Below are 22,016 nucleotides of genomic sequence, written 5' to 3' on the forward strand. Positions count from 1 at the left end.
CAGCCGGCACGAGGTTCACGACGGAGGCAGCCGTGACGGACGTCTTCGAGCAGGAGTTGTTGGAGCAGCTGGCCGAGGCGCGCCGGGCCCAGGCGGACGCCCGCGCGGCGGGTGACCTCGACGGGGTCGACGCCTACCGGGGCCGCATCATCGGCCTGCTGCACATCGCGGCGCGGCACGGGATCGACCTGCCGCACACGCCCGAGGAAGAGGAAGAGGACTGAAGCATGCCGGTGCCGCTCTACCAGGCCAAGGCGGAGTTCTTCCGCACCCTCGGCCATCCGGCCCGGATCCGCGTCCTCGAACTGCTCCAGGACGGCCCGCGCCCGGTCCGCGAGCTGCTGGCCGAGATCGACATCGAGGCCTCCAGCCTCTCCCAGCAGCTCGCCGTGCTGCGCCGCACCCAGCTGGTCACCGCCACCCGTGAGGGCAACACGGTGGTCTACGCGCTCTCCACCCCGGACGTGGCCGAGCTGCTGCGCGCCGCCCGCCGGATCCTCACCGACATGATCGCCGATCAGGGCGAGCTGCTCAGCCAGCTGCGCGGTCGCTGACGCTCAGCTGCGCGGTCGCTGAGGCTCCGTCAGTTCTGGTCCGTCCGGGCCGCGTTGAGGATACTGGTGAGCAGGCCCGGGAAGCGCTGCTCCAGCTCCGCCTCGCGCAGGGTGCTCATCCGCGAGGTGCCGCGCCGGTGTTGGCGGATCACCCCGGCCTCGCGCAGCACCCGGAAGTGGTGGGTGCTGGTCGACTTGGTCACCGGCAGTGCGAACGCCTGGCAGGCCAACTCGTGCGGCCCGCCCGCCAGTTCGGTGACGATCCGGAGGCGGATCGGGTCGGCCAGGGCGTGCAGCACCGCCGCCAGGCGCAGCTCGCCGGCGGCCGGCTCCGGCAGACAGTCGCCGGGCGGCGGCTCGGTGTTCGCGGTATCGGTCACCCCTCCATGGTACGAGAGGAGTCGTAGTTCGATGTTCGCCGTAGTTCGACGCTCGTCGTAGTTCGATGGGCTTCGTAGTTTGACAGATCTCGTAGTACGCCCGTTATCGTACAAGGGTCGTCACGTCCTGCCGTGAAGGAGCCCGTCGTGAGTGCCCTGTTCGAGCCGATCACCCTCCGGTCGCTGACCGTGCCCAACCGGATCTGGATGGCTCCGATGTGCATGTACTCGGCCGCCTCCGAAGGCCCCGAGACGGGAGCCGCCACCGACTTCCACCTCGCCCACCTCGGCTCCCGCGCCGCCGGCGGCGCCGGCCTGCTGATCGTCGAGGCCACCGCCGTCCGGCCCGAGGGCCGGATCTCCCCGTACGACCTCGGCCTGTGGAACGACCGGCAGCAGGAGCAGCTGGCCCGGGTCGCCGCGCTGCTGCGCTCGCACGGCGTGGTGCCCGCGATCCAGCTCGCGCACGCCGGCCGCAAGGCCGCCACCGACCGCCCGTCGGCCGGCGGCCGCCCGCTCACCGCCGAGCAGGGCGCCTGGCAGCCGGTCGGGCCCTCGGCGCTGGCCTTCAGCGAGGGCTCCCAGGTGCCGCACGAGCTGACGGTGGCGGAGATCAAGGACGTGGTCCGGTCGTTCGCGGCCGCCGCCGAGCGGGCGCTCGCCGCCGGCTTCCAGGCGGTCGAACTGCACGGCGCCCACGGCTACCTGATCCACTCTTTCCTCTCCCCGCTGGCCAACCACCGCACCGACGAGTACGGCGGCTCCTTCGAGAACCGGGCCCGCTTCGCGCTGGAGGTGGTCGCCGCCGTCCGCGAGGTCTGGCCCGCGGAGCTGCCGCTGCTCTACCGCACCTCCGCCACCGACTGGGTGGAGGACGAGCCGAGCTGGACGGCCGAGGACACCGTCCGCCTGGCCAAGGAGCTCGCCGCGGCCGGCGTCGACCTGGTCGACACCTCCACCGGCGGCCTCGTCCCGCATGCCCGGATCCCGGCCGCTCCGGGCTTCCAGGTGCCGTTCGCCGCCCGGGTCCGCAGCGAGGGCGGGCTGCCCTCCGGGGCGGTCGGCCTGATCACCGAGCCCGCCCAGGCCGAGGCCGTGCTCACCGAGGGCCAGGCCGACGTGGTCCTGCTCGGGCGTGAGCTGCTGCGCGACCCGTACTGGCCGCACCGGGCCGCCCGCGAGCTCGGGGCCAGCTCCAGCTGGCCCGAGCAGTACGGCTGGGTGGTTGGCCGGTAGGAGCCGGCTCTCAGGTCCAGCGGTGCGACCGGTCCTCCACGGGGGTGAGGGCCGGTCGCACCGTGCGTTCCTGCCGGCCCGCCCACTCGGCCTTCTGCGGCTTGGCCCCCGCCAGCGGGGAGGCGGAGTTGGGCCCGCGTCGCCGCTGCGCCGCGATCTGACGCGCGATCACGATGTCGATCAACCCCCAGGCCGTGCCGAACACGCCCAGGGCCGTGGTCAGCAGCGCCGGCATCAGCAGCGTGCTGTGCGCCAGCGAGGCCATCGAGGCCACCAGCAGCGCCACCACGGTGCAGGAGAAGAACAGATAGGCCCGCACCGCCGCCCGCCGCACCTCCTCGGCCATCCGCCGCCGGCGCCGTTCCCCCTTCACACCCGACCCCCCGCCTCCCGGGGACGCACCGCGCACCCCCGCCCAGCAGAGTGCCCCACCGGGGCCCGCTCATGCCCCCGTTCGAGCCAACTCACCCGACGGGGTGTCAGGGACTTCGTCAGAGCACCTCGGCGAGTTCGCGCAGCAGCTTGGCCTTGGCCCGGGCCCCGACCATCGACTTCACCGGTTCACCGGCCCGGAAGACCATCAGTGTCGGCATCGAGAGCACGCCGTACGCGGCCTGGGTCTGCGGGTTGGTGTCCACGTCCAGGCTCACCACCTTGATCCGGTCGGCCTCCTCGGCCGCCACCTGGGCCAGCACCGGGGCGATCATCCGGCAGGGCGGGCACCAGGCGGCGGTGAAGTCCACCAGCACGGGCAGCTCGGAGCCGAGCACCTCGGCGGCGAAGGTCTCGTCGGTCACGGCGGCCAGTTCGTTCGAGGTCATCCGGTTCACTTCTCCTCGTTCACAGGGGTCGACGGGGTGACAGCTCGCAGCGCGGCTCGCCCTCGCCGGCGGCCAGCAACTCGGCCCGGGCCAGCTGGGCCGCGAGCTGCTCGCGGGCCGCCCCGAGCCGGGCCAGCCCGGCGTCCAGCTCGGCCAGCTTGCGGCGGTAGACCTCCAGCGAGGCCGCGCAGGAATCCCCGGCCGGGTGCCCGGCCTGCAGGCATTCCACGAACGGCCGGGTGTCCTCCAGCTCGAAGCCGAAGTCCTGGAGCAGCCGGATCTGCCGCACGAGGTGCAGATCCTCCTCCCCGTACGCCCGGTACCCGTTCCCGGCCCGCCGCGCCCGCAGCAGCCCCCGCGCCTCGTAGTACCGCAACGCCCGCGTGGTCGTCCCGGCCCGCTCGGCCAACTCCCCGATCCGCATCGCCCTGCCCCAGTCCTCGCCGCTCGCCGTCCCCCCGACGGTAGACCTTGCCCCCGACGTCAAGGCCAGCGCCCGGGGCCCGGTGCTGCCGGGCGATACTCGTGCGGTGAACTGGTTCGAACAGGCAAGCGCAGCAGAGGCCTCCGGTGACTGGGACTTGGCGATCACCCTGGTGAGCCCGTACGCCGAATGTTTCTCCGCCGACCATCACCGCCACCACAACCACCTCTGGCACCTGGACCTGCTCGTCCTCGCCCAGCGGTTCGACGAGCTGACCGAACTGGCCCGCACCGACCCCCACGCTCGCCGACGGCTGAACCGAGCCCTGCGCGACCAGGCCGGGGGCGACTGACCCGGCACGGGCCGGGCGTCCCTCCTCATGGCGGTGCCCCCGAGCGGCGGTCGGGGGCACTCGTCCTCGGGTGGGATGCTCTTATAGACGTCAAGCCGCTGGAGCGAGGTCGATTTTTGTGATGTGTCCTACCGGTGTGTGGGTCAGGGCGCGGTAGACCTCGCGGGCGACGAAGCGTTTGAGGCAGCGTGTGATGTCCTTCTTCGACAGCCCTTCCTTGGTGCGGCGGGCGACGTAGGCGCGGGTGCGTTCGTCGTAGCGCATGCGGACCAGCACGATGGTGTGCAGGGCGTTGTTGGCAGCCCGGTCGCCGCCCCGGTTGAGCCGGTGGCGGTGAGTGCGGCCGGAGGAGGCGGGGATCGGCGCGACCCCGGCCAGGTGCGCGAACGCACCCTCGGAGCGCATCCGCTCGGGGTTGTCGCCGGCCGAGGCGAGGAGCTGGCCGGTGGTCTCGGGGCCGACTCCGAACAGGGCGAGCAGCTCAGGTGCGGCATGGCGGACCAGCGAGCCGATCACGGCGTCGAGCTCGGCGATCTCCTCGTCGAGGACCTGGTGGCGGCGGGCCAGGCGCCGCAGAGCGGCCTTGGTGGCGGCCATCGGCGTCGGCAGGTCGGCGCCGGGCCGCAGCCGGGTGAGCGTGCGTATCAGCGCGGTCCTGTTCAGCCCCGCGACCTGCTCGCGCAGCGCGGCCGGGGCGGAGACCAGCAAGCCGCGGATCTGGTTCGTCGCCTGGGTTCGGGCCTTGACCGCGCTGCGGCGGGTGACCCTCAGCACCCGGACGGCCTCGACCGCACCGTCGCGGCTCTTGGGAACGCCGGTGGCCCGGCCGGAAGCCACCGCGGTGGCGGCGGCGTAGGCGTCGACCGGGTCGGACTTGCCCCTCAGCCGCCGCACCTTGCGATCGGGCCGGTCGACGTCGAGGACCGCGACCCCGGCGGCTGTCAGCACCCGGGCGAGTTCGGCACCGTAGGCACCGGTTCCCTCCACCCCCACCGCGCCCAGGGTGCCGTGCGAGCGCATCCATTCCAGCAGGTCCCGGTAGCCGTGGACGGTGGCCGGAAACTCCCGGTCGGCGAGATGCCGGCCCAGCCGGTCGATCACCGCCGCGTGATGGGTGAGCCCGTGCGTGTCGACTCCCCCGGTGATCTCCGGGTCCTCATGCGTCATGCTGGTCATGTCCGTCCTTGCCGCTTGTCCGAGCCGAGGGCGGCACGCGCCGGTCGGGCGGGTGGACAAGACAGTGACGGGGCCTCTGGCCAGGCTTCTATGAAGTCACAAACACCCGTCCGGCCGCGTGCGTGGTGACACCACCGATGAGCCGACAAATCCCAAACAGGACAGTCGGAACGTCAGTCAGCCGAGGGGTCAGACCCACCAGCAGCGCCACCACGAACATCATCACTGTCAGCCGTCCTTGCGGCGGAGGGTGGAGCGGCCGGAGCAGGTCTCGTCCAGGTCGGAGACCAGGCAGAACTGCGGGCCCTTGTTGTCCTTGGTCACCTTGGCCATGAAGGAGCAGCGGAAATGGTCGCCGGTGCTGCCCTCGAAGGTCACCACGTCGCCGGTGGTGTCGGTCACCCCGTTGCCGACGTACCACCTGCCGGTGTCGAGCCCGGGCAGGCAGTCGGCGTCACCGCCGGCGTCCCGGGCCGCGCCCGTGGCGGTGTAGGTGCCCTGGTCGGTCAGGGTGAGGGTGACGCCCCCCTTGCCGGTGGACCAGGTGCCCCGCAGCTCCTGGGTCGACGCCTGGTAGGGCTCGGCCAGCAGGTCGGAGCAGGCGGCCAGGGGCAGGGCGAGGGCCAGGACGGCGATCGCTTGACGGAAGGTCATTCGCTCGGTTCTCGTTCGAGGATGTCGGTCATGGTCGTGAGGGGTGCTCGCCGCGCCGCCGTTCCGGGCTGCTCGGGCCCTGGTCCGTGAGCCGCAGGTGTTCCTCCTGCTCACGGACGAGGGCCCTGTGGTGCCGTCAGGTTTTCCGGAGCTCGGAGATCCAGCCCCTGGATCCGGAGTGCTGCAACGATCCCCCGAAGCTATGGAGTGTCCGGGGGCCCTTCGGGGCTACTCGGGATCAGTCCGAGGATGTTCGGTTCGCTGCCCCCAGGCCGACTGGCCCTTGCCGTCCTTGGTCACCTTGGCGAGGAAGGAGCAGTGGACGGCATCGCCCGTGCTGCCCTCGAAGCGCTGGCCCCCTGGGTACTCGCCCCTGCGGTCGCCCTGGCCGCCCCCGCCCCCGCCTCCAGTTCCGTGGCGCCGAGCTCCGACTCGCCTGGGAAGGCAGACAAGTTCTGCCTGTGGCTGCCTCTGGTCCCGTCCTCATAGGAGGTCCAGAGGCAGCCATCAGAGGTCAACCCTCAGAGGGAGAGCAGCGGGCGCCCGGGTCGATGAACATCACAATCCATCGTGATATTCAGGAGGTAGAACTCCTCTGCCCTCGGGAGGGACGTCAGAAAGGAGGCTGAGCTTCTTGCTGCTCGCTAGCTGGAGGTATCGAACAATCGACCTAGATCGTTGCCCTTGGCAGTAGTTGCGATCCAGAAACCAGCTCCTTGCGGGTCGATTCTGAGCTTTACGAACTCGCTTTTGACGCGTCAAGGCCCCTTCGGGGCATCGTCTCCATCGCCGCGAGGGAGATTTGCATGAGATCTGATTCTGGGGCATTGGCAGCTTCGCGAGACTTCCAGATCGCACGCTGAGGCGCGACCCAGCCTTCAAGGCCCTCGATGAGGATTTCGCGGACTACCGCCTCGGAGTGCATCCCCATGTGTTCAAGACTCTTCGGCCTGATCATGGTGCGGACTGCTTGATGTGGATCTTGTATTCGTGGCCCTTGGCCTCCGTGATGTCAATCGTTTCGCCCTTCGACTTGGACCGCGATGACCTCTCCGAGGCCCTGTCGATCAAGGATCCCGAAGAGGTCATCTGAGGTCACCCCTCGTATGTGATCAGCTGATACTCGAAGCGGTCAAAATCGAGCTCCCGCGTGACCCGCGAGACAAAGAACTCCCTGTGATCAAGAAGTACGTCATAGACGTAGCACGCATCCTCGGGAGGGACGCCAAATAGGGCACCGATCTCCTCATCTGACGTCTCGACCACGGGGATCGACTCGAGCCAGTCACTCTCACCCTTTTTGAAGACATGCAAATATCTCGAATAAGCCACGGCTGACTCCACTACTTGTTTACAGATCGGTCTCTGCCCATTCCGGGCTTGGTCTGCTTTCCGGTGAACGGGTCGAATTCTCCGAGGTGTTCCTTCCCGTTCTTGCTGTACTTTTCCACCTTGCCGTGCTGATAGTCCCATTCAAGGATCTTTCCGTCCTTGTCAATCCAACGCGGCCGCCGACCGCCGCCACCTTGGACCCCTGTGACGGCTTTCGAAGGCTTGGCATCAGGGAATCCGGGAAGGTCACCCCTGTTTCCATTGGGAGGCATCACCCGAGTGCCGATGGAATACGATTCCTTGGCTTCGGAGAATACCTTGCCGAGGTCGTGGCCGAGGCCTTCTGCGCCCTTCCACGCCGCCGCGCCGCCGGCGACGACGGCGCCGGTGCTGACCGCCACCGCCGGGACGCCCACGCCGGCGCCGACGCCGGTGGCGGACATGACGACACCGCCCGCGTCACCGACGGCACCCGCGACGATGCCGAGGGCACCGACTGCCATGGTCGCCGTGTGGACGGCGATCTCCGGCGCGTGCCGCACGATGGCGACGGCAGCCGCCTTGGCGACCCGGACCTGCTTGGCCTGGACGGCAACGTAACTGGAGACGGCCTTGGCGACCGTGTGGACGGCCTTGGCCACGGCCTTTCGGACGGTGGGGCTGTGGTAGAGGTGCGACACGGCCTTGGCCACGGGCGCCAGGGGCGTTGCCTTGATGATCTTCTTGGCGGTCTGGACCGGGTGGGTGACCACCTGGACGACGGTGTGGGCCACGGCCTTGCCGGTGTTGACGACGGCGTTCTTCACCGCCGCGCCCTTGTTGACGACGGCCTTGGCGGCGGAGGTGAGCCACTTGGGCCAGAGGCCGTCAGGGTCGCTCGCCGTGACAGGGCTGTTGTTGGCGTAGGCGTAGCCGTTGATCTGCTGCGGGTCGGTCAGGTCCATCACCGGGTCGGCGGAGATGAACCGGCCGTTCGCCGGGTCGTACTCGCGGGCTCCGAGGTGGGTCAGGCTGGTGGTGTCGTTGGTCCCGCCGACGAAGCCCCTGGTGCCGGGCCAGGCGGTGGGGGCGGTGCCGCGCTGCTCGCCGAAGGGAGAGGTGTCACGGCGGGTGTAGGCGAGGGTGGTGGCGTTGACCGAGGTCTGGTCGGTGCCCTGGTGGTCGGCCAGCAGGTAGCTGGTCGTCCCGTCGGAGCTCTTGACGACGGTGGCGTCCCCGGCCGGGATGTAACGGGTGCCGGTCACCTTGCCGGTGGCCTTGGTGAGCTTCAGCTCCTGGCCGTCGAGGTAGAGGGTGACGGCGTCGCTGTCACGGACGATGAGCCGCTCGCCGTCGGCGTCGTAGAGGTAAGTGGAGACGCGGCCGGCGGTGGTGGACTTGGCCAGGTGGCCTTCGGCGTCCCACTCCAGGGCCTGATCGCCGGCCGCGGTCACCCGGCGGGTGGTGTTGCCGTCGCTGTCGTACTCGAAGGAGTCGCTGCGGGCGCCGGGCCCGGTGGTGGTGATGCCGGTGACGGCGTGCGGGTGGGGGCTCTTGGGCGCCGGGTAGGCGGAGGTGCGGGTGACGTCCTTGGCCGGGGCGAGCGAGGGATCGTGCTTGACCTGGCCGGTGCGGTTACCCACGGCGTCGTAGCTGTAGGACTCCCAGTAGGGGGCGGGGCCGCCGAGCCTGGGCTTGGTGCCGGGGCCGGGCTGCTGGGCGCATTCGTCGCCGGCGGTCCAGGCCTCGGTCACCCGGCGGGCGAAGTCATAGCTGAAGCACTGGGTGTCGGTGGTCTTCTTGTCGTCGCGGTCGTCGTGGATGCGGGTGATGTTGCCCGCCGGGTCGTAGGTGTAGGTCTTGGCGTCGAGGGTCTGCGGGCCGGCGGCCTCGCGGTCGTTGGTGACGGTGGCCAGGCGCCCGGTGGCGTTCTCGTAGGTGAACGTCTGGACGGTGCGCTTGCCGATGTCGCCGAGCACGGTCTGCAGCGTCTCGCCGTAGGGGGAGTAGCTGGTGCCCAGGGAGTAGACGGTGTTGCCGTTGTCGACGGAGGTCTCAAGACCGGTCTCGGTGTAGCCCTGGTAGACGGTCTCGGCGGGTAGGCCGCCGCCGGCCGGGTAGCTGGTGGAGTTGGTGCGGCCGGTGTTGGCCGAGTAGGCCTGCTTGAAGGCGTACGTGCCGGCGAGAGCGCCTTCGGCAGCGGGGACGGTGACGGTGGTGCCGGTGGTGCGTCCCGCGCCGTCGTAGCCGGTGACGGCGGTGGTGTAGGCGTTGCCGTTGTCCCAGCGGGTCATGCTCGCGGGCATGTTCTTGCCGCCGGCCACGGTGTCGTAGGTCCACTCGGCGAGCTTGGTGCCGGTGGTGGAGCCGTCGCGCAGCGAGGTGCGGCGGCCGAGCTCGTCGTAGGTGCTGGCCAGGGTGCGCCCACGGGAGTCGGTGGTGGTGGCCACCGTCCCGTCGGTGTTGTAGGTGGCGCTGGCGGTGCCCTTGTCCGGGTCGGAAGTGGTGGTCTGGTTGCCGCTCAGGTCGTAGCCGTACGTCCAGGTGTTGCCCGCCTGGTCGGTGACCTTGGCCAGTCGACCGGTGGGGTTGTAGGCGTAGGTGACGGACTCGTAGGTGTCGGCGCCGGCACCGGGCAGGGGGGAGCCGTTCTTGTACTGGCGCAGCTCGGTGGTGCGGCCCCAGGCGTCGGTGCGCTTGAGGGTGGCGGTGCCGCCGGTGGGCGGGGTGACGGAGGTCCAGTCGCCGCCGTAGGCGGTGGTGGTGCGCCACTTCTCGATGTTCAGGGAGTTGACGATCTGGGCGGTGGGCCGGCCCTGGCCGTCGTACTCGGTGACCTGCTGGGAGGGGATCTGGTTGTCGGCGACCGCCAGGAGGGCGGTGGAGACGGGCTGGTCGTTCCAGTAGGCCGCGTTGGACTTCACGGTGTAGCCGTGGGAGTCGTAGAAGGTGTCGGCCACCAGGCGGCCGGAGCCGTCGGCGGCGTCGCTCTGGGTCTGGCGGCTGCGCAGCAGGCCGTCGGAGATGGCGGTGCTGGTGCGGTACTTGCCGTTCTCCAGCAGCGTCTTGGTGGTGACGGTCGGTGGCTTGGTGCGGCTGATGTCGTAGCTGTAGGTGGTGTTGGCGGAGGCGGTCTTGGCGCGTCCGGGGGTCCAGACCGAGGTGAGGCGGCCGAGGGCGTCGTAGTCGGTGAAGGTGGTGCGGTTGTTCTCGTCGACGATGCTGAGCGGTTGGCCACGCAGGGGGTCGATCGTGGTGGTGGTGACGAACCCCTTGGGGTCGGTCTCCTTGACCGTGGTGGCGACGGTGCCTGCGGCTGGGGTGTATTCCGTGGTGGTGGAGCGGTTGTTGACGTCGGTGGAGGTGAGGGTTCGGCCGTAGGCGTCGTAGGTGGCGGTGGCGTCGGTGACGTAGACGGGGGTGGTGCCGTCGAAGCGGTCGAGGTCCTCGCTCTTGGTCGTGAAGGCCTGGCCGGCCTTCGGGGCGATGCCGAGCCCCTGCTGGTCGTAGTAGGTGCGGTCCTCGCTGGTGGTGTTGGCCGCGTTCGCCTCGGTGGAGCAGACGGCGGAGGCGGTCCGGACGGAGGACGGGTAGGCGATCAGCCAGTTGGCGGTGTCCGGGGCGACGTAGGTGGTGCGGACGCACATCTCGTCGCCGGTGACGGCGGTGTCCCCGTCCTGGTTGTGGGTGACGGGCAGTCCGTAGACCGGGTCGTAGCCGGTGGTGGAGGTGGTGGTGCGCCAGCTGCCGTCGTCCTGGAGGGTCTTGGCCGTCTCGGTGGCGGGGCGCACGTAGGTGGCGGTCTGGGCGGGCAGGCCGCTGATCGCCCGACTCGCGGTGGTCTTCACCCAGGAGCCGGCGGTGGTGGAGGAGACTTTCTTGCCGCCGTCGCCGTCGTAGGTCGCGCTCTCGCGCACGGTGCCGGCGAGGGCGTCCTCGTCGGTGACGCCTTGGACGGAGACGGAGCGGGTGGTGCCGTCGGCGAGCTTGTCGCCGTCCATGCCGCGGAAGTAGACGGTCTCGTCGAGGGTCTTGTTCGTGGTGCCGGTGCGGGTGCGGACGGTGCCGTAGCCGCGGTAGACGTTCCAGGTGCGGTACTTGTCGAGGGTGAACTCGGAGTCGTCGCGGCGCCAAGCGGCGCCGCCGAGGTACTCGTACTCGGTGACCTTGCCGGTGGACCCGGCGACGGTGTCGTTCTTGGTGACCTTGGTGATGACGTACTTGTGGAACCAGTCGAGGACCGGGTCAGGGCTGCCGACCGGGGTCCACCACGTGGGGAAGCAGCGGCCGGTGTTTGCGTCCGGCTTGGGGGCGGCGCCGGCGGTGCACTCGGTGGGGCTGTAGTCGACGAGGGTGTCGGAGCCGCTCTCCGAGCTGATCCGGGTGATCCGGTACTTGTTGAGCGGAGGCCGACCCTCGTTGGTGTCGACCCGGTTGGGCATCAGGGTGCCGCCGAAGTCGACCTTGGGGAGGGTGACGGGGGTCGCGCCGGACTTGCCGGTGCGGGTGATCGAGTCCAGCCAGAGGGCCGGGCCGCCGGCGTCGCCGACCCCGGGGTACTGCTGGGTCAGGGCCCAGGCGTCGACGTCCTTGTAGGAGCCGCCGCTCTGGACCTGGGTGGTGATGCCGGTCAGGCGCTTCTTGGACCAGAAGGTCGGGCCGGCGACCAGGCAGTCGGCGCCGAGGTCGCAGGATTGGTCGACGGGGACGTCGGGCCAGTTGGCGGCGTTCGCCTTGGTGAAGGAGCAGTCGGTGGCCAGGCAGCGGTCGGAGACGGAGAAGTTCACCTTGGCGGCCGGGTTTGCCGCGTAGACCTGGCCGGCCCGGTGTCCGTACTCGATGTGGTCGAGGTAGCCGGCCCGGGTGTAGGCGGCGTCGGCCTTGGGGGTGCTGGTGGCGCCGGCGGCGTTCTTGGCGTACGCGCCGGTCTCCCGCGCGTAGTACAGCGCCATGGCGTTGTTGTGCGGGTCGACCACGTAGTCGAGGTTCCAGCGCCAGGCTTGGACGGCGGCGGAGTCCTTGAACGCCGCGCTGTTGCCGGGCTCGCCGGGGTTGTTGCCGAAGACCGGGACGGTGAAGGCGGAGTTGGTCTCGGGCTTGCCGCTGCTCCAGCCTGGCAGGCGGTTCTTGCCGAAGAAGTACTGGGTGCCGTCGGTGGTGGTGATCTTCCAGTACTCGTTGTCGCCGTCGCCGTTGGCGGTGTCCGAGGCGGAGCCGTTGAGGTGCTCGACCCGGGAGCCGTCGTCGTCGCCGAGCTTCCAGGTGCCGGTGGCGTCGTCCTTGACGAGCTCGGTGGACTTGCCGTTCAGCGTGACGGTGGCGTTGTCGGACTTCCAGCACAGGTCACCGGTCTTGGCGGGGCTGTTGCTGCCGTTGCCGGTGTCCTCCTTGCAACTGGTGTAGCGGCGCTCCACGGCGCCCAGTTCCATCGTCCAGCCGTCGCCGACCCAGGAGGACTGGTTGTTGGTCGAGGCGGTGCGGCCGTCGATGGCGGCGGAGGAGTAGCTGAGACCCAGGTTGGGATGCTGGCCGCCGGGGACGGAGGGGACGTCCATCGGGTACGACCAGGTGAAGGCGCCGCTGCTGCCGCCGGCGGACCAGGAGCCGGAGGGGGCGAGCGGGGTGGCGCTGTAGTCACCCGAGCCGCCGGAGGGCGCGGCGGTGGCGGCGAGGACGGTGGTCCCGGCGGCCGCCGGCGCTGCCACGGCGAGGGAGCGGGACGCGGCCGCTGCCGGTGCTGTCTGCGTCGCCGGGGCGGTGGTCACCTCGGCGCTGACGGTGCCGGCCTTGGGGTCGTTGACCGCCTTGAGCTCGGTGACGGTGCGGCACTCGGCCTTCTGCGGCTCCGTCAGGGCGCAGGCCGGCAGCTGGACGAGGGTCAGCCGGGAGGCCCAGTCGGCGCCGTGGGCGTTCTTGAAACCGCTGTAGTCGACCTGGACGGTGGCCTTGCCGGGGGTGCTGATGCCGTCGGTGCGGTTGACGCCGAGGACGACTCCGTCGAGGCCGAGCCGGGTGGCCGCGTCGTGGTCGGCGACCTGGACGGCGACCTTGGCCGGGGCGGCCTTCGGGTCGGAGGCGGTGGCGGGTGCCACGGCGACGGGAAGGTTCGGCGCCTTGACCGGGGCCGCGGGCTTGCCCGGGCCGTCGGGGCGGGCCGCGGCGGACAGGTCGATCTCGGCGGTGGCCGGCGCGGGCCAGGCGGTCTTCGGTGCCGGCGCCCAGTGGCGGCTGTCGGTCTGGGAGCTGCCGGCACCGTGCGCCGGCACGGCCGTGCCGGCGACGGAGGCGGTCTTCTGGACGGCGGGGAGCTTGAACCCGGGCAGGGCCTTGCCAGCCGCGAAGGACTCCGGCGGCGGCTGGACGAGCGTGACCAGGACGGCGGCCGCAGCCACGGTGGCAGTGGTCGTGCCGACTCGGCGCCAGGTACGGGAGGCGGGTGGTGGGGCACCGGTGCCTATCGGTTGACGTGATGTCCGACGCAAGCGGGCCATACCTGACTCCTGTGAGCTGAACGGTTCCCGCGAGGTGGCTGACCTCGCGGCGACCGGAAGCTAACAAGGGAGAAAGGTAAAGACAAAGTGAAGAAACTGTTGGATGGAGGTAAATAACCATCGAGTGACGATCGCCCGGGTGTCGGATGCCCGAACGGCGGGCGTGCGCCCCCGCCGAGCGGAGGGGGCAAAACGGGCATTCGTCCCATAGTGGAGATCGACCGCGACGGTCCAGGTGTGCCGATAACGGTATGCATACATATCAGCCTTGTGCGGCAAGGCCACCACATCATCGGATCGCCCAGCATGGGGAGGTACCCCGCGGCGACCGAAAGGCAACGCACCCCCATGAACCCCCGTCCCCCGGCCGGCCCCCACGGCCGCCGTCGCCGCCAGGCAGCCACCACACTGGGCGCGGCCCTCAGCCTGGCACTGCTCACCACGGGCGCCTTGGCCCCCGCTGCGTCGGCGGTCACCCCTGCCGCCCCCGCCGCACCGCAGACCTCTGCTGATGACGAAGCCCAGGCCGAGGCCCGGCGGTCGGGCAAGCCGGTGGAGGTGCTGGAGCGGCGGGACGAGCACACCGAGGTGCTGGCCAATCCGGACGGGACGTTCACCTGGCGTCAGCACGTCCGCCCGGTGCACGCCAAGGTGGGCGGGCAGTGGAAGACCCCCGACGCGACCCTGCGGGCCGAGGGCGGGCGGGTCGCGCCGGTGGCGGCGACCTTCCCGATGAGCTTCTCGGGCGGTGGCAGCGGTCCGCTGGCGACGATGACCCAGGACGGGAAGTCCGTGTCGTTGAGTTTCCCGGTGGCGTTGCCTGCGCCGGAGTTGGACGGGGCGAGCGCGCTCTACCGTGAGGTGCTGCCCGGGGTGGACCTGAAGGTGCTGGCCGAGACCGACGGCTTCGCCCACCATCTGATCGTCAAGACCCGCGAGGCGGCGGCCGATCCGCGCCTTGCCACCCTCAGCTACGGTCTGAAGACCACCGGCGTGTCCGTCGCAGCCGACGCTTCCGGCACCCTCGCGGCCACCGATGCCTCCGGAACCCCGGTCTTCCGCGCCCCGGCCCCCACCATGTGGGACTCCAGCCACCTCCAGGCGGGTGCGCCCGCCGCTGCCCCGGCCGCACCCGCCGCCTCCCCGGCCGCCGCCGCACAGTCGCGCGCGCTCCGCGCTGCCCCCGCACCTGCGGCCGCCACGCCGTCCGCCCCGGCACCGTCCTCAAGCCCCGACAGCGCCGACCACGCCTCCCCCGAGGCGCCTGCCGAGGCCGTGAAGATGCCGGTCGAGGTCATCGGCGGCGAGCTGCGGCTGACGCCGGACCAGAAGCTGCTGACCAGCCCTGACACCGTCTTCCCGGTGGTCATCGACCCGGCCTTCTCGGGCGGCGGCCGGGTCAACTGGACGATGGCGTACAAGCAGCGCAACAACGCGGGCGCCGCCAACACCTCGTACTGGAACGGCGACCACTTCACCGACAAGCTGCCCCGCCTCGGCTACGAGGACGACCCGAACTACGCGACCTACGGCACCGCCCGCTCCTTCTTCCAAATGGACACCCGCGGCCTGGGCGGCGCCCAGGTGGTCTCGGCCACCTTCAACGTCTTCAACAACTACACCTGGTCCTGCACCGCGACCCCGGTCGAGCTCGGCTACACCAACGCCATCGACCCGAACAGCACCTGGAACAACCAGCCGGCCTGGGCCCAGACCCTCCAGGAGAAGTCCTTCGCCCACGGCCGCACCGACTGCGGTGCGGCGGGCGAGGACTTCAACTCCGACGCACTCAAGCAGCTCGTCCAGCGCGCCGCCGACGGCAACTGGAACGACATCACCCTGGGGCTGCGCTCCCGCGCCGACTTCGAGGGCAACGACCAGTCTTGGAAGAAGTTCAACAACGACCCCCACCTGGAGGTCACCTACAACCACCCGCCGGTGCTGAACGAGTACGGCGCCTACCAGGGCCCCTGGTCCCCGGGCTCCACCAGCGCCAAGGCGATCGCCTGCAGCACCGACCCGGCCACCTGGCCGGTGGTCGGCAACAACGACGTGACGCTCACCGCCCGGGTCTCCGACCCCGACGGCGGCAACCTCACCGCCCACTTCGGCATCTGGCAGCACGGCGGAGCCGCCGTCCAGGCCTTCGACCCCGTCGTCGCCTCCGGCACCTGGGCCCAGGGCACCGTGAAGGCCGGTCAGCTCAGCGACGGCAAGAGCTACCGCTGGGCCGTCCAGGCGCAGGACGGGATCACCACCTCGCCGCTGAGCCCGAGCTGCGGCTTCACCGTGGACCGCACGCCCCCGGCCAAGCCGACCGTGACCGCCGCCGACTCCGGCGACCAGCCGGCCCGCACCGAGCGCACCCTCAAGCTGGCCGCCACCGACGCCTTCGGCCTGGACGGCTTCTGCTACTCCCTCAACAAGCCGCTGCCCACCGGCAACACCAAGTGCGCGGGCGGCACCTGGGCCCCGGCCGCCGCCGACGGCACCGCCACGATCAAGCTCACCCCGACTCTCTGGCCCACCAACCAGCTGCACGTCCAGGCCTACGACAAGGCCGGCAACCTCTCCGCCTACGACGGCGCAGCGTCACCCGCCACCAACAGCACCGAGATCAAGACCACCTCCAGCGGCTTCGTCGGCCTGCCCGACGGCGGCAGCAACGGCGACCTCCCCGGTGACCTCGACGGCGACGGTTACGCCGACTTCGTCGCCGACGGCCCCGACGGACAGCTGCGCTTCTACGCAGGCGACGGCACCGGCAACGTCGCCGCCGCCCGGGTGGTCAGCACCTCCGGCTGGCGCGGCGCCCTGATCGCCCACCGCGGCGACTTCGCCTCCAACGTCACCGGGCAGACCAAGGACGGCTACGAGGACTACGTCGTCAAGCTCGGCAGCAAGCTCTACGTCTACCCCAACGACGGCCTGGGCAACCCGCAGTACGACAAGCGCACCGAGCTCAAGCACCCCACCGGCGACTGGTCCGCCACCACCCAGATCCTCGCCACCGGCAACATCGACCGCGTCCCCGGCAGCGACCTGCTGGTCAAGGACGGCGACAGCCTCGTCCTGTTCAGCGGCACCACCGCCGGGCCGCTCGCCACCAGTAACGGCAAGCTCATCCCGGTGACCGTCGCCGCCTCCGGCTTCGCCCGCTACGACCTGCTCGCCCCCGGTGACCTCGACGGCGACGGCGCTGCCGACCTGCTCGCCCGCAACACCACCACCAACCCCGCTGACCCCGAGTTCGGCAAGCTCTACCTCTACCCCGGCAGCAACCCCGAGCGCGGCCAGTACCAGCTCGGCGCCCCCACCGTCTACGCCGCCGGCGGCTGGGACCGCCTGAGCAGGCCGGCACTCACCAGCCCCGGCAACGTCCACGGCAAGGTCGACAAGGCCGCCGACGGCACCCGCACCTTCACCCCCACCGTCGGCCAGGAGAGCCCGGACATCTGGTCGACCACCGCGACCGACGCGAGCGTCGCCTACCAGGACGCCACCGGCGCGAAGAAGGCCGACTGCCCCACCGGCTGCCTGCTCCTCACCCCCGGCACCCCCACCGGCATCGGCACCGCCCCGGCTCTCGTCGGCAACGGCTCCTGGGGCTCCACCTACCCCGCCGACGGCACCCCCGCCGGCACCGCCACCGAGTACAAGCGCCCGGCCGGCACCGCCGGCGCGCCCGGCAGCCCCACCCAGGCCGCCGCGATCGCCCAGACGAGCGCCGTCACCGCCGCCGGCCTGCCGAACGGCGACACCGCATACGTCACCGTCTCCAACGGCCGCGAGTTCATCCAGTGGCACTACGCGGACGGCAGCTGGTCCGGCGTCGAGCTGATCGACACCACCAGTACCTCCGGCACCCGCTACACCGACACCACCGCCGTCGCCGCCACGGCCGACGGCACCGGCCGCCTCCAGATCGTCTCCACCGGCAACGGCCAGCTCCACCACCAGACCTGGACCGCTGCAGGCGGCTGGACCAGGTTCGACACCCCGCCCGGCATCGCCGCCAAGGTGACCGCCGTCGCCGCAGCCGGTCTCAAGGACGGCAGCGCGCAGTTCATGGCCGTGGTCAACGGCGTCGAGTACCACCAGATCCGTTACGCCAACGCCACGTGGAGCGGCTTCAACCTGCTTGGCAACAGCGGCGTCACCGCCGTCGCCGCAGCCGCCACCCCCAACGGCGACGTCCAGTTCATGTCCGTGGTCGGCGGGGTCGAGTACCACCAGGTCCGCTACGCCGCCGACCTCACCTGGAGCGGGTTCAACCGTCTCGGCAACGCCAACGTGACCGCCGTGGCGGCCACCGGGAACGCCGACGGCAGCGCCCAGTTCGTCTCCGTCGCGGGCGGCAGCCAGTACTGGCAGGCCCGCAACATCGACGGCACCTGGACCGCCTTCAACCAGACCGCCACCGCGGTGAAGCACTCCGCCCTCGCGGGCTACCCGACCGCCCCGGCGGGCAGCGCCTGGCTGAACACCACCCGCCTGCTGGGCCTCGCACCGCAGTAGGACGCCGGGCCTCGGCCCCGACGGCCAGGCCGCCGCAGGCATCGCCCTGCGGCGGCCCGATCGTGCTCACTCGAAACGCGCGGGGTCGCCGGCCCCGTACCGGACGATCTCCGGCTCGCCGTTGGAGAAGTCGACCACGGTGGTCGGCTCCGTGCCGCAGTCGCCCGAATCCACCACGGCGTCCAGCACGTGGTCGAGCCGCTCCTTGATCTCCCAGCCCTGGGTCATCGGCTCCTCCTCGCCGGGGAGCAGCAGGGTGCTGGAGACCAGCGGCTCACCGAGCTCGGCGAGCAGTGCCCGGGTCACGGCGTGGTCGGGGATCCGGACGCCCACCGTCTTCTTCTTGGGGTGCAGCAGCCGGCGCGGCACCTCCTTGGTGGCGGGCAGGATGAAGGTGTAGCTGCCCGGCGTCGCGGCCTTGATGGCCCGGAAGACGTTGTTGTCGATCTGGACGAGCTGCCCGAGCTGGGCGAAGTCCTCGCACATCAGGGTGAAGTGGTGCCGCTCGTCCAGCCGCCGGATCGACCGGATCCGCTCGAGCCCGTCGTGGTAGTCCAGCCGGCAGCCCAGCGCGAAGCAGGAGTCGGTCGGGTACGCGATGAGGGCCCCGGCGCGGAGGCTGGCGGCCACGGTGCTGATGGTGCGCGGCTGCGGGGACTGCGGGTGCACGTCGAAGTACGTTGCCATTCGCCCGACCATACGGGATCCGGGCCGGGCGGAGGACGAGGCCGCGACGGGCCGCCGTCGCTCGGACGGCCGTCAGCACCGGCGTGGCGTGGCCGGGGGGACTCTTCGGGCCGCCGCTCGTCCAGCGGCCGGATCGGCCCGGGTCACTCGCCGCCCTGGCCGGCGCTGCCCAGCGGCCCGATCTTCACCGCGGAGCCGCCGCCCTCCGTGACGGGCAGCGAACCCGCGCCCGGCCAGGGCAGGGTGACGGGGTGGGTCTCGTCCGGCGGCGTCACCACCAGGCCGGTGATCCGCACCCCGGAACCGCCCGAGGTGTTGGCCGGGTAGCTGATGCCGAAGTACGTCGACTTGCCGCTCGGCACGACCGCCGCGACCGCCGGCTGCCCGTCCCGCTGCGCGGAGAGCGTCCCGGCGGAGGTCTTGAGGTCGACGCCCGCGTACCCGGTGAGCGCGCAGTCCTTGCCGCTGTGGTTCTTGAGCTCGACCACGACGGTGCGGGTGGCGTCGCCGGTGATGGTGCGGTCGGCGGCGGTGATCGTCAGATCCGCCGTCCGGCACTGGGCCGCCTTCCCGGTGCCGGGCTTGCCGGTGGCGGACGAGGCCGGCGCCTTCGACGTCTGATTACCCGACTGATTGCTCGACTGGCTGCCCGGCTGGTTGTTCGATGCCTGGCCGCTCGCCGCCGGACCGCCGAAGGCAGTGGCGCCGGTGGAGGCGGCCGGGGCGCCCTGCGGGGCGCTCTTCGCGTCGTCCTGGCAGGCGGTCAGGGAGAGGGCGGCGGTGGCGGCCAGGGCGGCGAAGGCGAGCGGGCGGACGCGCATGGTGTGTTCCTCCGGGCGGTGCGAACGGGCTGTCTCCCAGCAGGACCGCGTCCCGCGGGGAGCCGTTCCGCCCGGGCCGTCTTCCGGACAGTGCTGTGACATGTACGGACGGACCCGTGACCCGGAAAGCCTTGACCGACAGTCAGCCGGCGTGCCTACCCGGGCGGTCCGGCCGTCCACGCGCGCTGCTCGGCGGTGTCCGGCACGGCGAGCCCGCGGGCCCGTCCGATCAGCTGCCAGGCGGTCTCGGCGTCCGTGCCGTCCAGGACGAGGATCGTGGCCGCGAGCAGCGAGGACCGCCCGATGCCGGCCCGGCAGTGGGTGACCACGTGCGCCCCGCCGCGCAGTCGCTCGGCCAGCCCGCGCAGCACCGGAAGGACCACCGCCCGCTCGGGTACCCCGAGATCGGGAATCGGCACCGCGACGAACTCCAGCCCGGCCGCCGCCGCCAGCCGGGGCTCCGCCACCAGCTCGAGCTCCACCCGCTCGGGTTCGGTCAGCGCACAGACCAGGATGTCGACGCCGTGCTCCTTCAACGCCGCCATCTCGTCCGCCAGCCACTCGCCACCGCGTGGCCTGGCCATCGTGCTGACCAGCCCGGGGCCGGGGCGGTCGAGGGTGAAGAGGGAAGGGCGCACGGCGGTACCGCTTTCGTCTGGTCGGCTGTCGGAGTTGGCTGAGGGTCGCTTCTGGTCGCCGTCCATGATCTCCCACCCTGCCGCAGGTGCGGACACCGGCTGGGATCACCAACTCCGGCGCCGCTGCGGCATTTTGATTGGCCGTCCACTCGCGGAGTACGGCCCCGGAGCGAGCCCGGCTGGGTGCGTCCGGCGGCGCTGCGTGGTGAGGAGTCGTTGGTGTCGGAGGTCTACCTGTTCGACGAGGCGGAGAGCACGCCGGTCCGGGCCGACGATGGTGTGGCGGACTTCCCCGAGGGCCTCGTCGCCGCTGTCGAGGCCGTCTGCTTTCAGGGGCGTCTGGTGTGGGGCGCCGACCTGGCACCGCTACTGGAGCGGTACGGCGTCGCCCTCATCTCGCCGGAGCTTGCGGGGGCCGGCAGGGACGTTGGCGAAACGGGTCTTCGGTCAGCCTGCACGGCAGGCTGACCGAAGACCCGTCAGGAGCGCCTAGCGGACAGGCGTCACCTCAGGTGGCGGCCGAAGAAGCTCGCCGCGTCCTCGCCGGCGTGCTGCGGGACGCCGGTGTGGCCTCCCATGTTGGCGTGCAGGGACTTCTCCGCGGAGCCGAAGGCGTCGAAGAGGTCGAGGGCGGCCTGGCGGTCGTTGCCCTCGTCGTCCCACTGGAGCAGGACGTGCAGGGGGATGGTGACCCGGCGGGCCTCCTCCAGGATGGCGCGCGGGACGAAGCTGCCGGCGAAGAGGCCGGCGGCCGCGATGCGGGGTTCGGTGGCGGCCAGGCGGACGCCGATGGAGATCACGCCGCCCGAGTAGCCGACCGGGCCGGTGAGTTCGGGCAGGGCGAGGAGGGCGTCCAGGGCGGTCCGCGCCTCGGCGGCGGCCCGGTCGACCAGCGGGAGGGTGAGGGCGTCGATGATCGCCTCGGTGACGGGTTCGCCGGCGGTCATCACCCGCCGGAGGTCGGCGCGGGCCTGGTCGAGGGCCGGCCAGCGGGGGCGGTCGCCGCTGCCGGGGAGTTCGAGTGTGGCGGCGGCGAGGCCGTCGGCCACGGCGCTGCGGGCCCGGTCCAGCAGACGGGGGTACATCCGGCCGAGCCCGAGCGGCGGGAGACCGAGCAGGATCAGCGGAGTGGGGGCGGCGGCGGAGGCGGGCGTCCACAGGAAGCCGGGGATCTCGCCGAGGGTGAACCCGCGCTCGAGGACCTCGCCGTCGAGACGCTGTTCGGAAGTGAACTGAAGGGTCATGATCGTGCCTTTGCGGGAGAGCTGCTTGAACGGCGCTCCCGGACGACCTATCGCCCGACCGTGACCCCGGAGGAGAGCACCCATGTCGATACTGCGTTCACGGGTACCACCTCCTCTTTCGCTCGCACGGCCACCGGAAGGGTAGCAGGGTTCGCCCGCCTTCGGTGCGGGCCGCCGCGGCCGTTGCGCCGGCATTGGCCCGCACCGGTCGGGGCTACTGGATGACGCCGCTGGTCACGCAGGCGGGGTAGCTGGTGTCCCCGGCGCGGGCACCGGTGGTGCGGTCGACGACGGTGGCCGTGATCACGATGTTCTGCCCGTACGAGCAGCCGACCCGGGTGCTGTTGCCGCTGGCCCAGATGGTCCGGCCGTTGGTGCTCCAGGAGACCGAGTACGAGGAGGAGCCGGCGACGCTGAGGTTGCAGTCGATCGTCCCGTTGTTCGCCAAGAAGGCGTCCGGCTCCGAGTCGCAGCCCATCGAAGCCGAGACGGCGGCCGGCGCAGCGGTGGCGGCGGGGGCTCCGAGCAGTGTGGTGCTGGTGGCCAGCGCGGCGCCGAGCAGGGCGAGGCCGGCGCGGCGGGCGCGGCGGGCGGTGGTGGATGGTGCAGCGTTACGGCGCATGTGTGCTCCCGAGTAGGGGAATTGGGAGGGTGGGATGTGCGTCCTGTGCAACGTGCTGCACCAGAGGGTGGCAGGGCACCCGGAGCG

At 71.2% G+C, this 22,016-nt stretch carries 19 protein-coding genes; 6 read left to right on the forward strand and 13 right to left on the reverse strand.

Annotated elements, in window-relative coordinates; all coding sequences use genetic code 11:
* Window positions 1-32 precede the first annotated feature (32 nt).
* Window positions 33-224 carry a hypothetical protein gene (locus CFP65_RS33930; protein ID WP_158702494.1) on the forward strand — a complete coding sequence of 64 codons (192 nt, stop codon included), beginning with the start codon at window positions 33-35 and terminating at the stop codon, window positions 222-224.
* Window positions 225-227: 3 nt separating this feature from the next.
* The gene (locus tag CFP65_RS33935; protein ID WP_104819772.1) at window positions 228-554 is read left to right on the forward strand and encodes a helix-turn-helix transcriptional regulator; all 327 of its coding nucleotides are present in this window, start codon (window positions 228-230) and stop codon (window positions 552-554) included.
* Between the two features lie 29 nt (window positions 555-583).
* Here the strand turns inward: CFP65_RS33935 and CFP65_RS33940 are convergent, their stop codons facing one another.
* Complete coding sequence (locus tag CFP65_RS33940) at window positions 584-934, reverse strand: helix-turn-helix transcriptional regulator (RefSeq protein WP_174805597.1); 351 nt, start codon at window positions 932-934, stop codon at window positions 584-586.
* Between the two features lie 147 nt (window positions 935-1,081).
* Between CFP65_RS33940 and CFP65_RS33945 the strand changes: the two genes are divergently transcribed.
* Window positions 1,082-2,170 (forward strand): NADH:flavin oxidoreductase/NADH oxidase, encoded by a 1,089-nt coding sequence (locus tag CFP65_RS33945; RefSeq protein ID WP_104819773.1) that lies wholly within the window; start codon window positions 1,082-1,084, stop codon window positions 2,168-2,170.
* 10 nt (window positions 2,171-2,180) lie between these two features.
* Here the strand turns inward: CFP65_RS33945 and CFP65_RS33950 are convergent, their stop codons facing one another.
* The 3 genes from CFP65_RS33950 to CFP65_RS33960 all read right to left on the reverse strand — a co-directional run bounded on the left by CFP65_RS33950 (window position 2,181) and on the right by CFP65_RS33960 (window position 3,415).
* Window positions 2,181-2,543 carry a hypothetical protein gene (locus tag CFP65_RS33950; RefSeq protein ID WP_158702495.1) on the reverse strand — a complete coding sequence of 121 codons (363 nt, stop codon included), beginning with the start codon at window positions 2,541-2,543 and terminating at the stop codon, window positions 2,181-2,183.
* Window positions 2,544-2,661: 118 nt separating this feature from the next.
* A complete protein-coding gene (trxA, locus tag CFP65_RS33955) occupies window positions 2,662-2,991 on the reverse strand; it encodes a thioredoxin (RefSeq protein WP_305778267.1) in 330 nt (109 codons plus the stop codon).
* A gap of 19 nt (window positions 2,992-3,010) precedes the next feature.
* Window positions 3,011-3,415: a MerR family transcriptional regulator gene (locus CFP65_RS33960; protein WP_104819775.1), complete on the reverse strand. Its 405-nt coding sequence runs from the start codon at window positions 3,413-3,415 to the stop codon at window positions 3,011-3,013.
* A 106-nt stretch (window positions 3,416-3,521) separates the two neighbouring features.
* Between CFP65_RS33960 and CFP65_RS33965 the strand changes: the two genes are divergently transcribed.
* Window positions 3,522-3,767, forward strand: a complete 246-nt coding sequence (locus tag CFP65_RS33965; RefSeq protein WP_158702496.1) for a hypothetical protein — start codon at window positions 3,522-3,524, stop codon at window positions 3,765-3,767.
* Between the two features lie 90 nt (window positions 3,768-3,857).
* Here the strand turns inward: CFP65_RS33965 and CFP65_RS33970 are convergent, their stop codons facing one another.
* From CFP65_RS33970 to CFP65_RS42260, 4 genes are all read right to left on the reverse strand, one after another.
* A complete protein-coding gene (locus CFP65_RS33970) occupies window positions 3,858-4,943 on the reverse strand; it encodes an IS110 family transposase (RefSeq protein WP_104819777.1) in 1,086 nt (361 codons plus the stop codon).
* 228 nt (window positions 4,944-5,171) lie between these two features.
* A complete protein-coding gene (locus CFP65_RS33975; RefSeq protein WP_104819778.1) occupies window positions 5,172-5,597 on the reverse strand; it encodes a hypothetical protein in 426 nt (141 codons plus the stop codon).
* A 1,095-nt stretch (window positions 5,598-6,692) separates the two neighbouring features.
* Window positions 6,693-6,929 carry a hypothetical protein gene (locus CFP65_RS33980; RefSeq protein WP_158702497.1) on the reverse strand — a complete coding sequence of 79 codons (237 nt, stop codon included), beginning with the start codon at window positions 6,927-6,929 and terminating at the stop codon, window positions 6,693-6,695.
* An 11-nt stretch (window positions 6,930-6,940) separates the two neighbouring features.
* A complete protein-coding gene (locus CFP65_RS42260) occupies window positions 6,941-13,300 on the reverse strand; it encodes a colicin E3/pyocin S6 family cytotoxin (protein WP_104819780.1) in 6,360 nt (2,119 codons plus the stop codon).
* A gap of 447 nt (window positions 13,301-13,747) precedes the next feature.
* Here CFP65_RS42260 and CFP65_RS41920 point away from each other — a divergent pair, with 447 nt between their 5' ends.
* Window positions 13,748-17,917, forward strand: a complete 4,170-nt coding sequence (locus CFP65_RS41920) for a VCBS repeat-containing protein (protein ID WP_104819781.1) — start codon at window positions 13,748-13,750, stop codon at window positions 17,915-17,917.
* Between the two features lie 66 nt (window positions 17,918-17,983).
* On the opposite strand, the gene CFP65_RS33995 is transcribed toward CFP65_RS41920, so the two are convergent.
* The 3 genes from CFP65_RS33995 to CFP65_RS34005 all read right to left on the reverse strand — a co-directional run bounded on the left by CFP65_RS33995 (window position 17,984) and on the right by CFP65_RS34005 (window position 20,063).
* Window positions 17,984-18,604 carry an L-threonylcarbamoyladenylate synthase gene (locus CFP65_RS33995; RefSeq protein WP_104819782.1) on the reverse strand — a complete coding sequence of 207 codons (621 nt, stop codon included), beginning with the start codon at window positions 18,602-18,604 and terminating at the stop codon, window positions 17,984-17,986.
* A gap of 143 nt (window positions 18,605-18,747) precedes the next feature.
* Entirely contained in the window at window positions 18,748-19,425 is a 678-nt protein-coding gene (locus CFP65_RS34000) for a DUF4232 domain-containing protein (RefSeq protein ID WP_104819783.1), read from the reverse strand.
* Between the two features lie 155 nt (window positions 19,426-19,580).
* Window positions 19,581-20,063: a tyrosine protein phosphatase gene (locus tag CFP65_RS34005; RefSeq protein WP_104821323.1), complete on the reverse strand. Its 483-nt coding sequence runs from the start codon at window positions 20,061-20,063 to the stop codon at window positions 19,581-19,583.
* A gap of 219 nt (window positions 20,064-20,282) precedes the next feature.
* Here CFP65_RS34005 and CFP65_RS34010 point away from each other — a divergent pair, with 219 nt between their 5' ends.
* The gene (locus CFP65_RS34010; RefSeq protein ID WP_104819784.1) at window positions 20,283-20,531 is read left to right on the forward strand and encodes a hypothetical protein; all 249 of its coding nucleotides are present in this window, start codon (window positions 20,283-20,285) and stop codon (window positions 20,529-20,531) included.
* Between the two features lie 35 nt (window positions 20,532-20,566).
* On the opposite strand, the gene CFP65_RS34015 is transcribed toward CFP65_RS34010, so the two are convergent.
* Window positions 20,567-21,307, reverse strand: coding sequence for an alpha/beta hydrolase (locus tag CFP65_RS34015; protein WP_104819785.1), 741 nt, complete (start codon window positions 21,305-21,307; stop codon window positions 20,567-20,569).
* 214 nt (window positions 21,308-21,521) lie between these two features.
* Complete coding sequence (locus CFP65_RS34020; protein WP_104819786.1) at window positions 21,522-21,929, reverse strand: hypothetical protein; 408 nt, start codon at window positions 21,927-21,929, stop codon at window positions 21,522-21,524.
* Window positions 21,930-22,016 lie beyond the last annotated feature (87 nt).

Origin of the sequence: Kitasatospora sp. MMS16-BH015 (genome assembly GCF_002943525.1) — a bacterium.
Taxonomy (GTDB): Bacteria; Actinomycetota; Actinomycetes; order Streptomycetales; family Streptomycetaceae; genus Kitasatospora.

What these genes read in the sequence shown, in the direction of transcription:
- CFP65_RS34000 (WP_104819783.1), bottom strand. Translation starts at nt 19,425, where the DNA reads ATGCGCGTCCGCCCGCTCGCCTTCGCCGCCCTGGCCGCCACCGCCGCC.
- CFP65_RS33995 (WP_104819782.1), bottom strand. Translation starts at nt 18,604, where the DNA reads ATGGCAACGTACTTCGACGTGCACCCGCAGTCCCCGCAGCCGCGCACC.
- CFP65_RS34015 (WP_104819785.1), bottom strand. Translation starts at nt 21,307, where the DNA reads ATGACCCTTCAGTTCACTTCCGAACAGCGTCTCGACGGCGAGGTCCTC.
- CFP65_RS33935 (WP_104819772.1), top strand. Translation starts at nt 228, where the DNA reads ATGCCGGTGCCGCTCTACCAGGCCAAGGCGGAGTTCTTCCGCACCCTC.
- CFP65_RS34020 (WP_104819786.1), bottom strand. Translation starts at nt 21,929, where the DNA reads ATGCGCCGTAACGCTGCACCATCCACCACCGCCCGCCGCGCCCGCCGC.
- trxA (WP_305778267.1), bottom strand. Translation starts at nt 2,991, where the DNA reads ATGACCTCGAACGAACTGGCCGCCGTGACCGACGAGACCTTCGCCGCC.
- CFP65_RS33970 (WP_104819777.1), bottom strand. Translation starts at nt 4,943, where the DNA reads ATGACCAGCATGACGCATGAGGACCCGGAGATCACCGGGGGAGTCGAC.
- CFP65_RS41920 (WP_104819781.1), top strand. Translation starts at nt 13,748, where the DNA reads ATGAACCCCCGTCCCCCGGCCGGCCCCCACGGCCGCCGTCGCCGCCAG.
- CFP65_RS33960 (WP_104819775.1), bottom strand. Translation starts at nt 3,415, where the DNA reads ATGCGGATCGGGGAGTTGGCCGAGCGGGCCGGGACGACCACGCGGGCG.
- CFP65_RS33975 (WP_104819778.1), bottom strand. Translation starts at nt 5,597, where the DNA reads ATGACCTTCCGTCAAGCGATCGCCGTCCTGGCCCTCGCCCTGCCCCTG.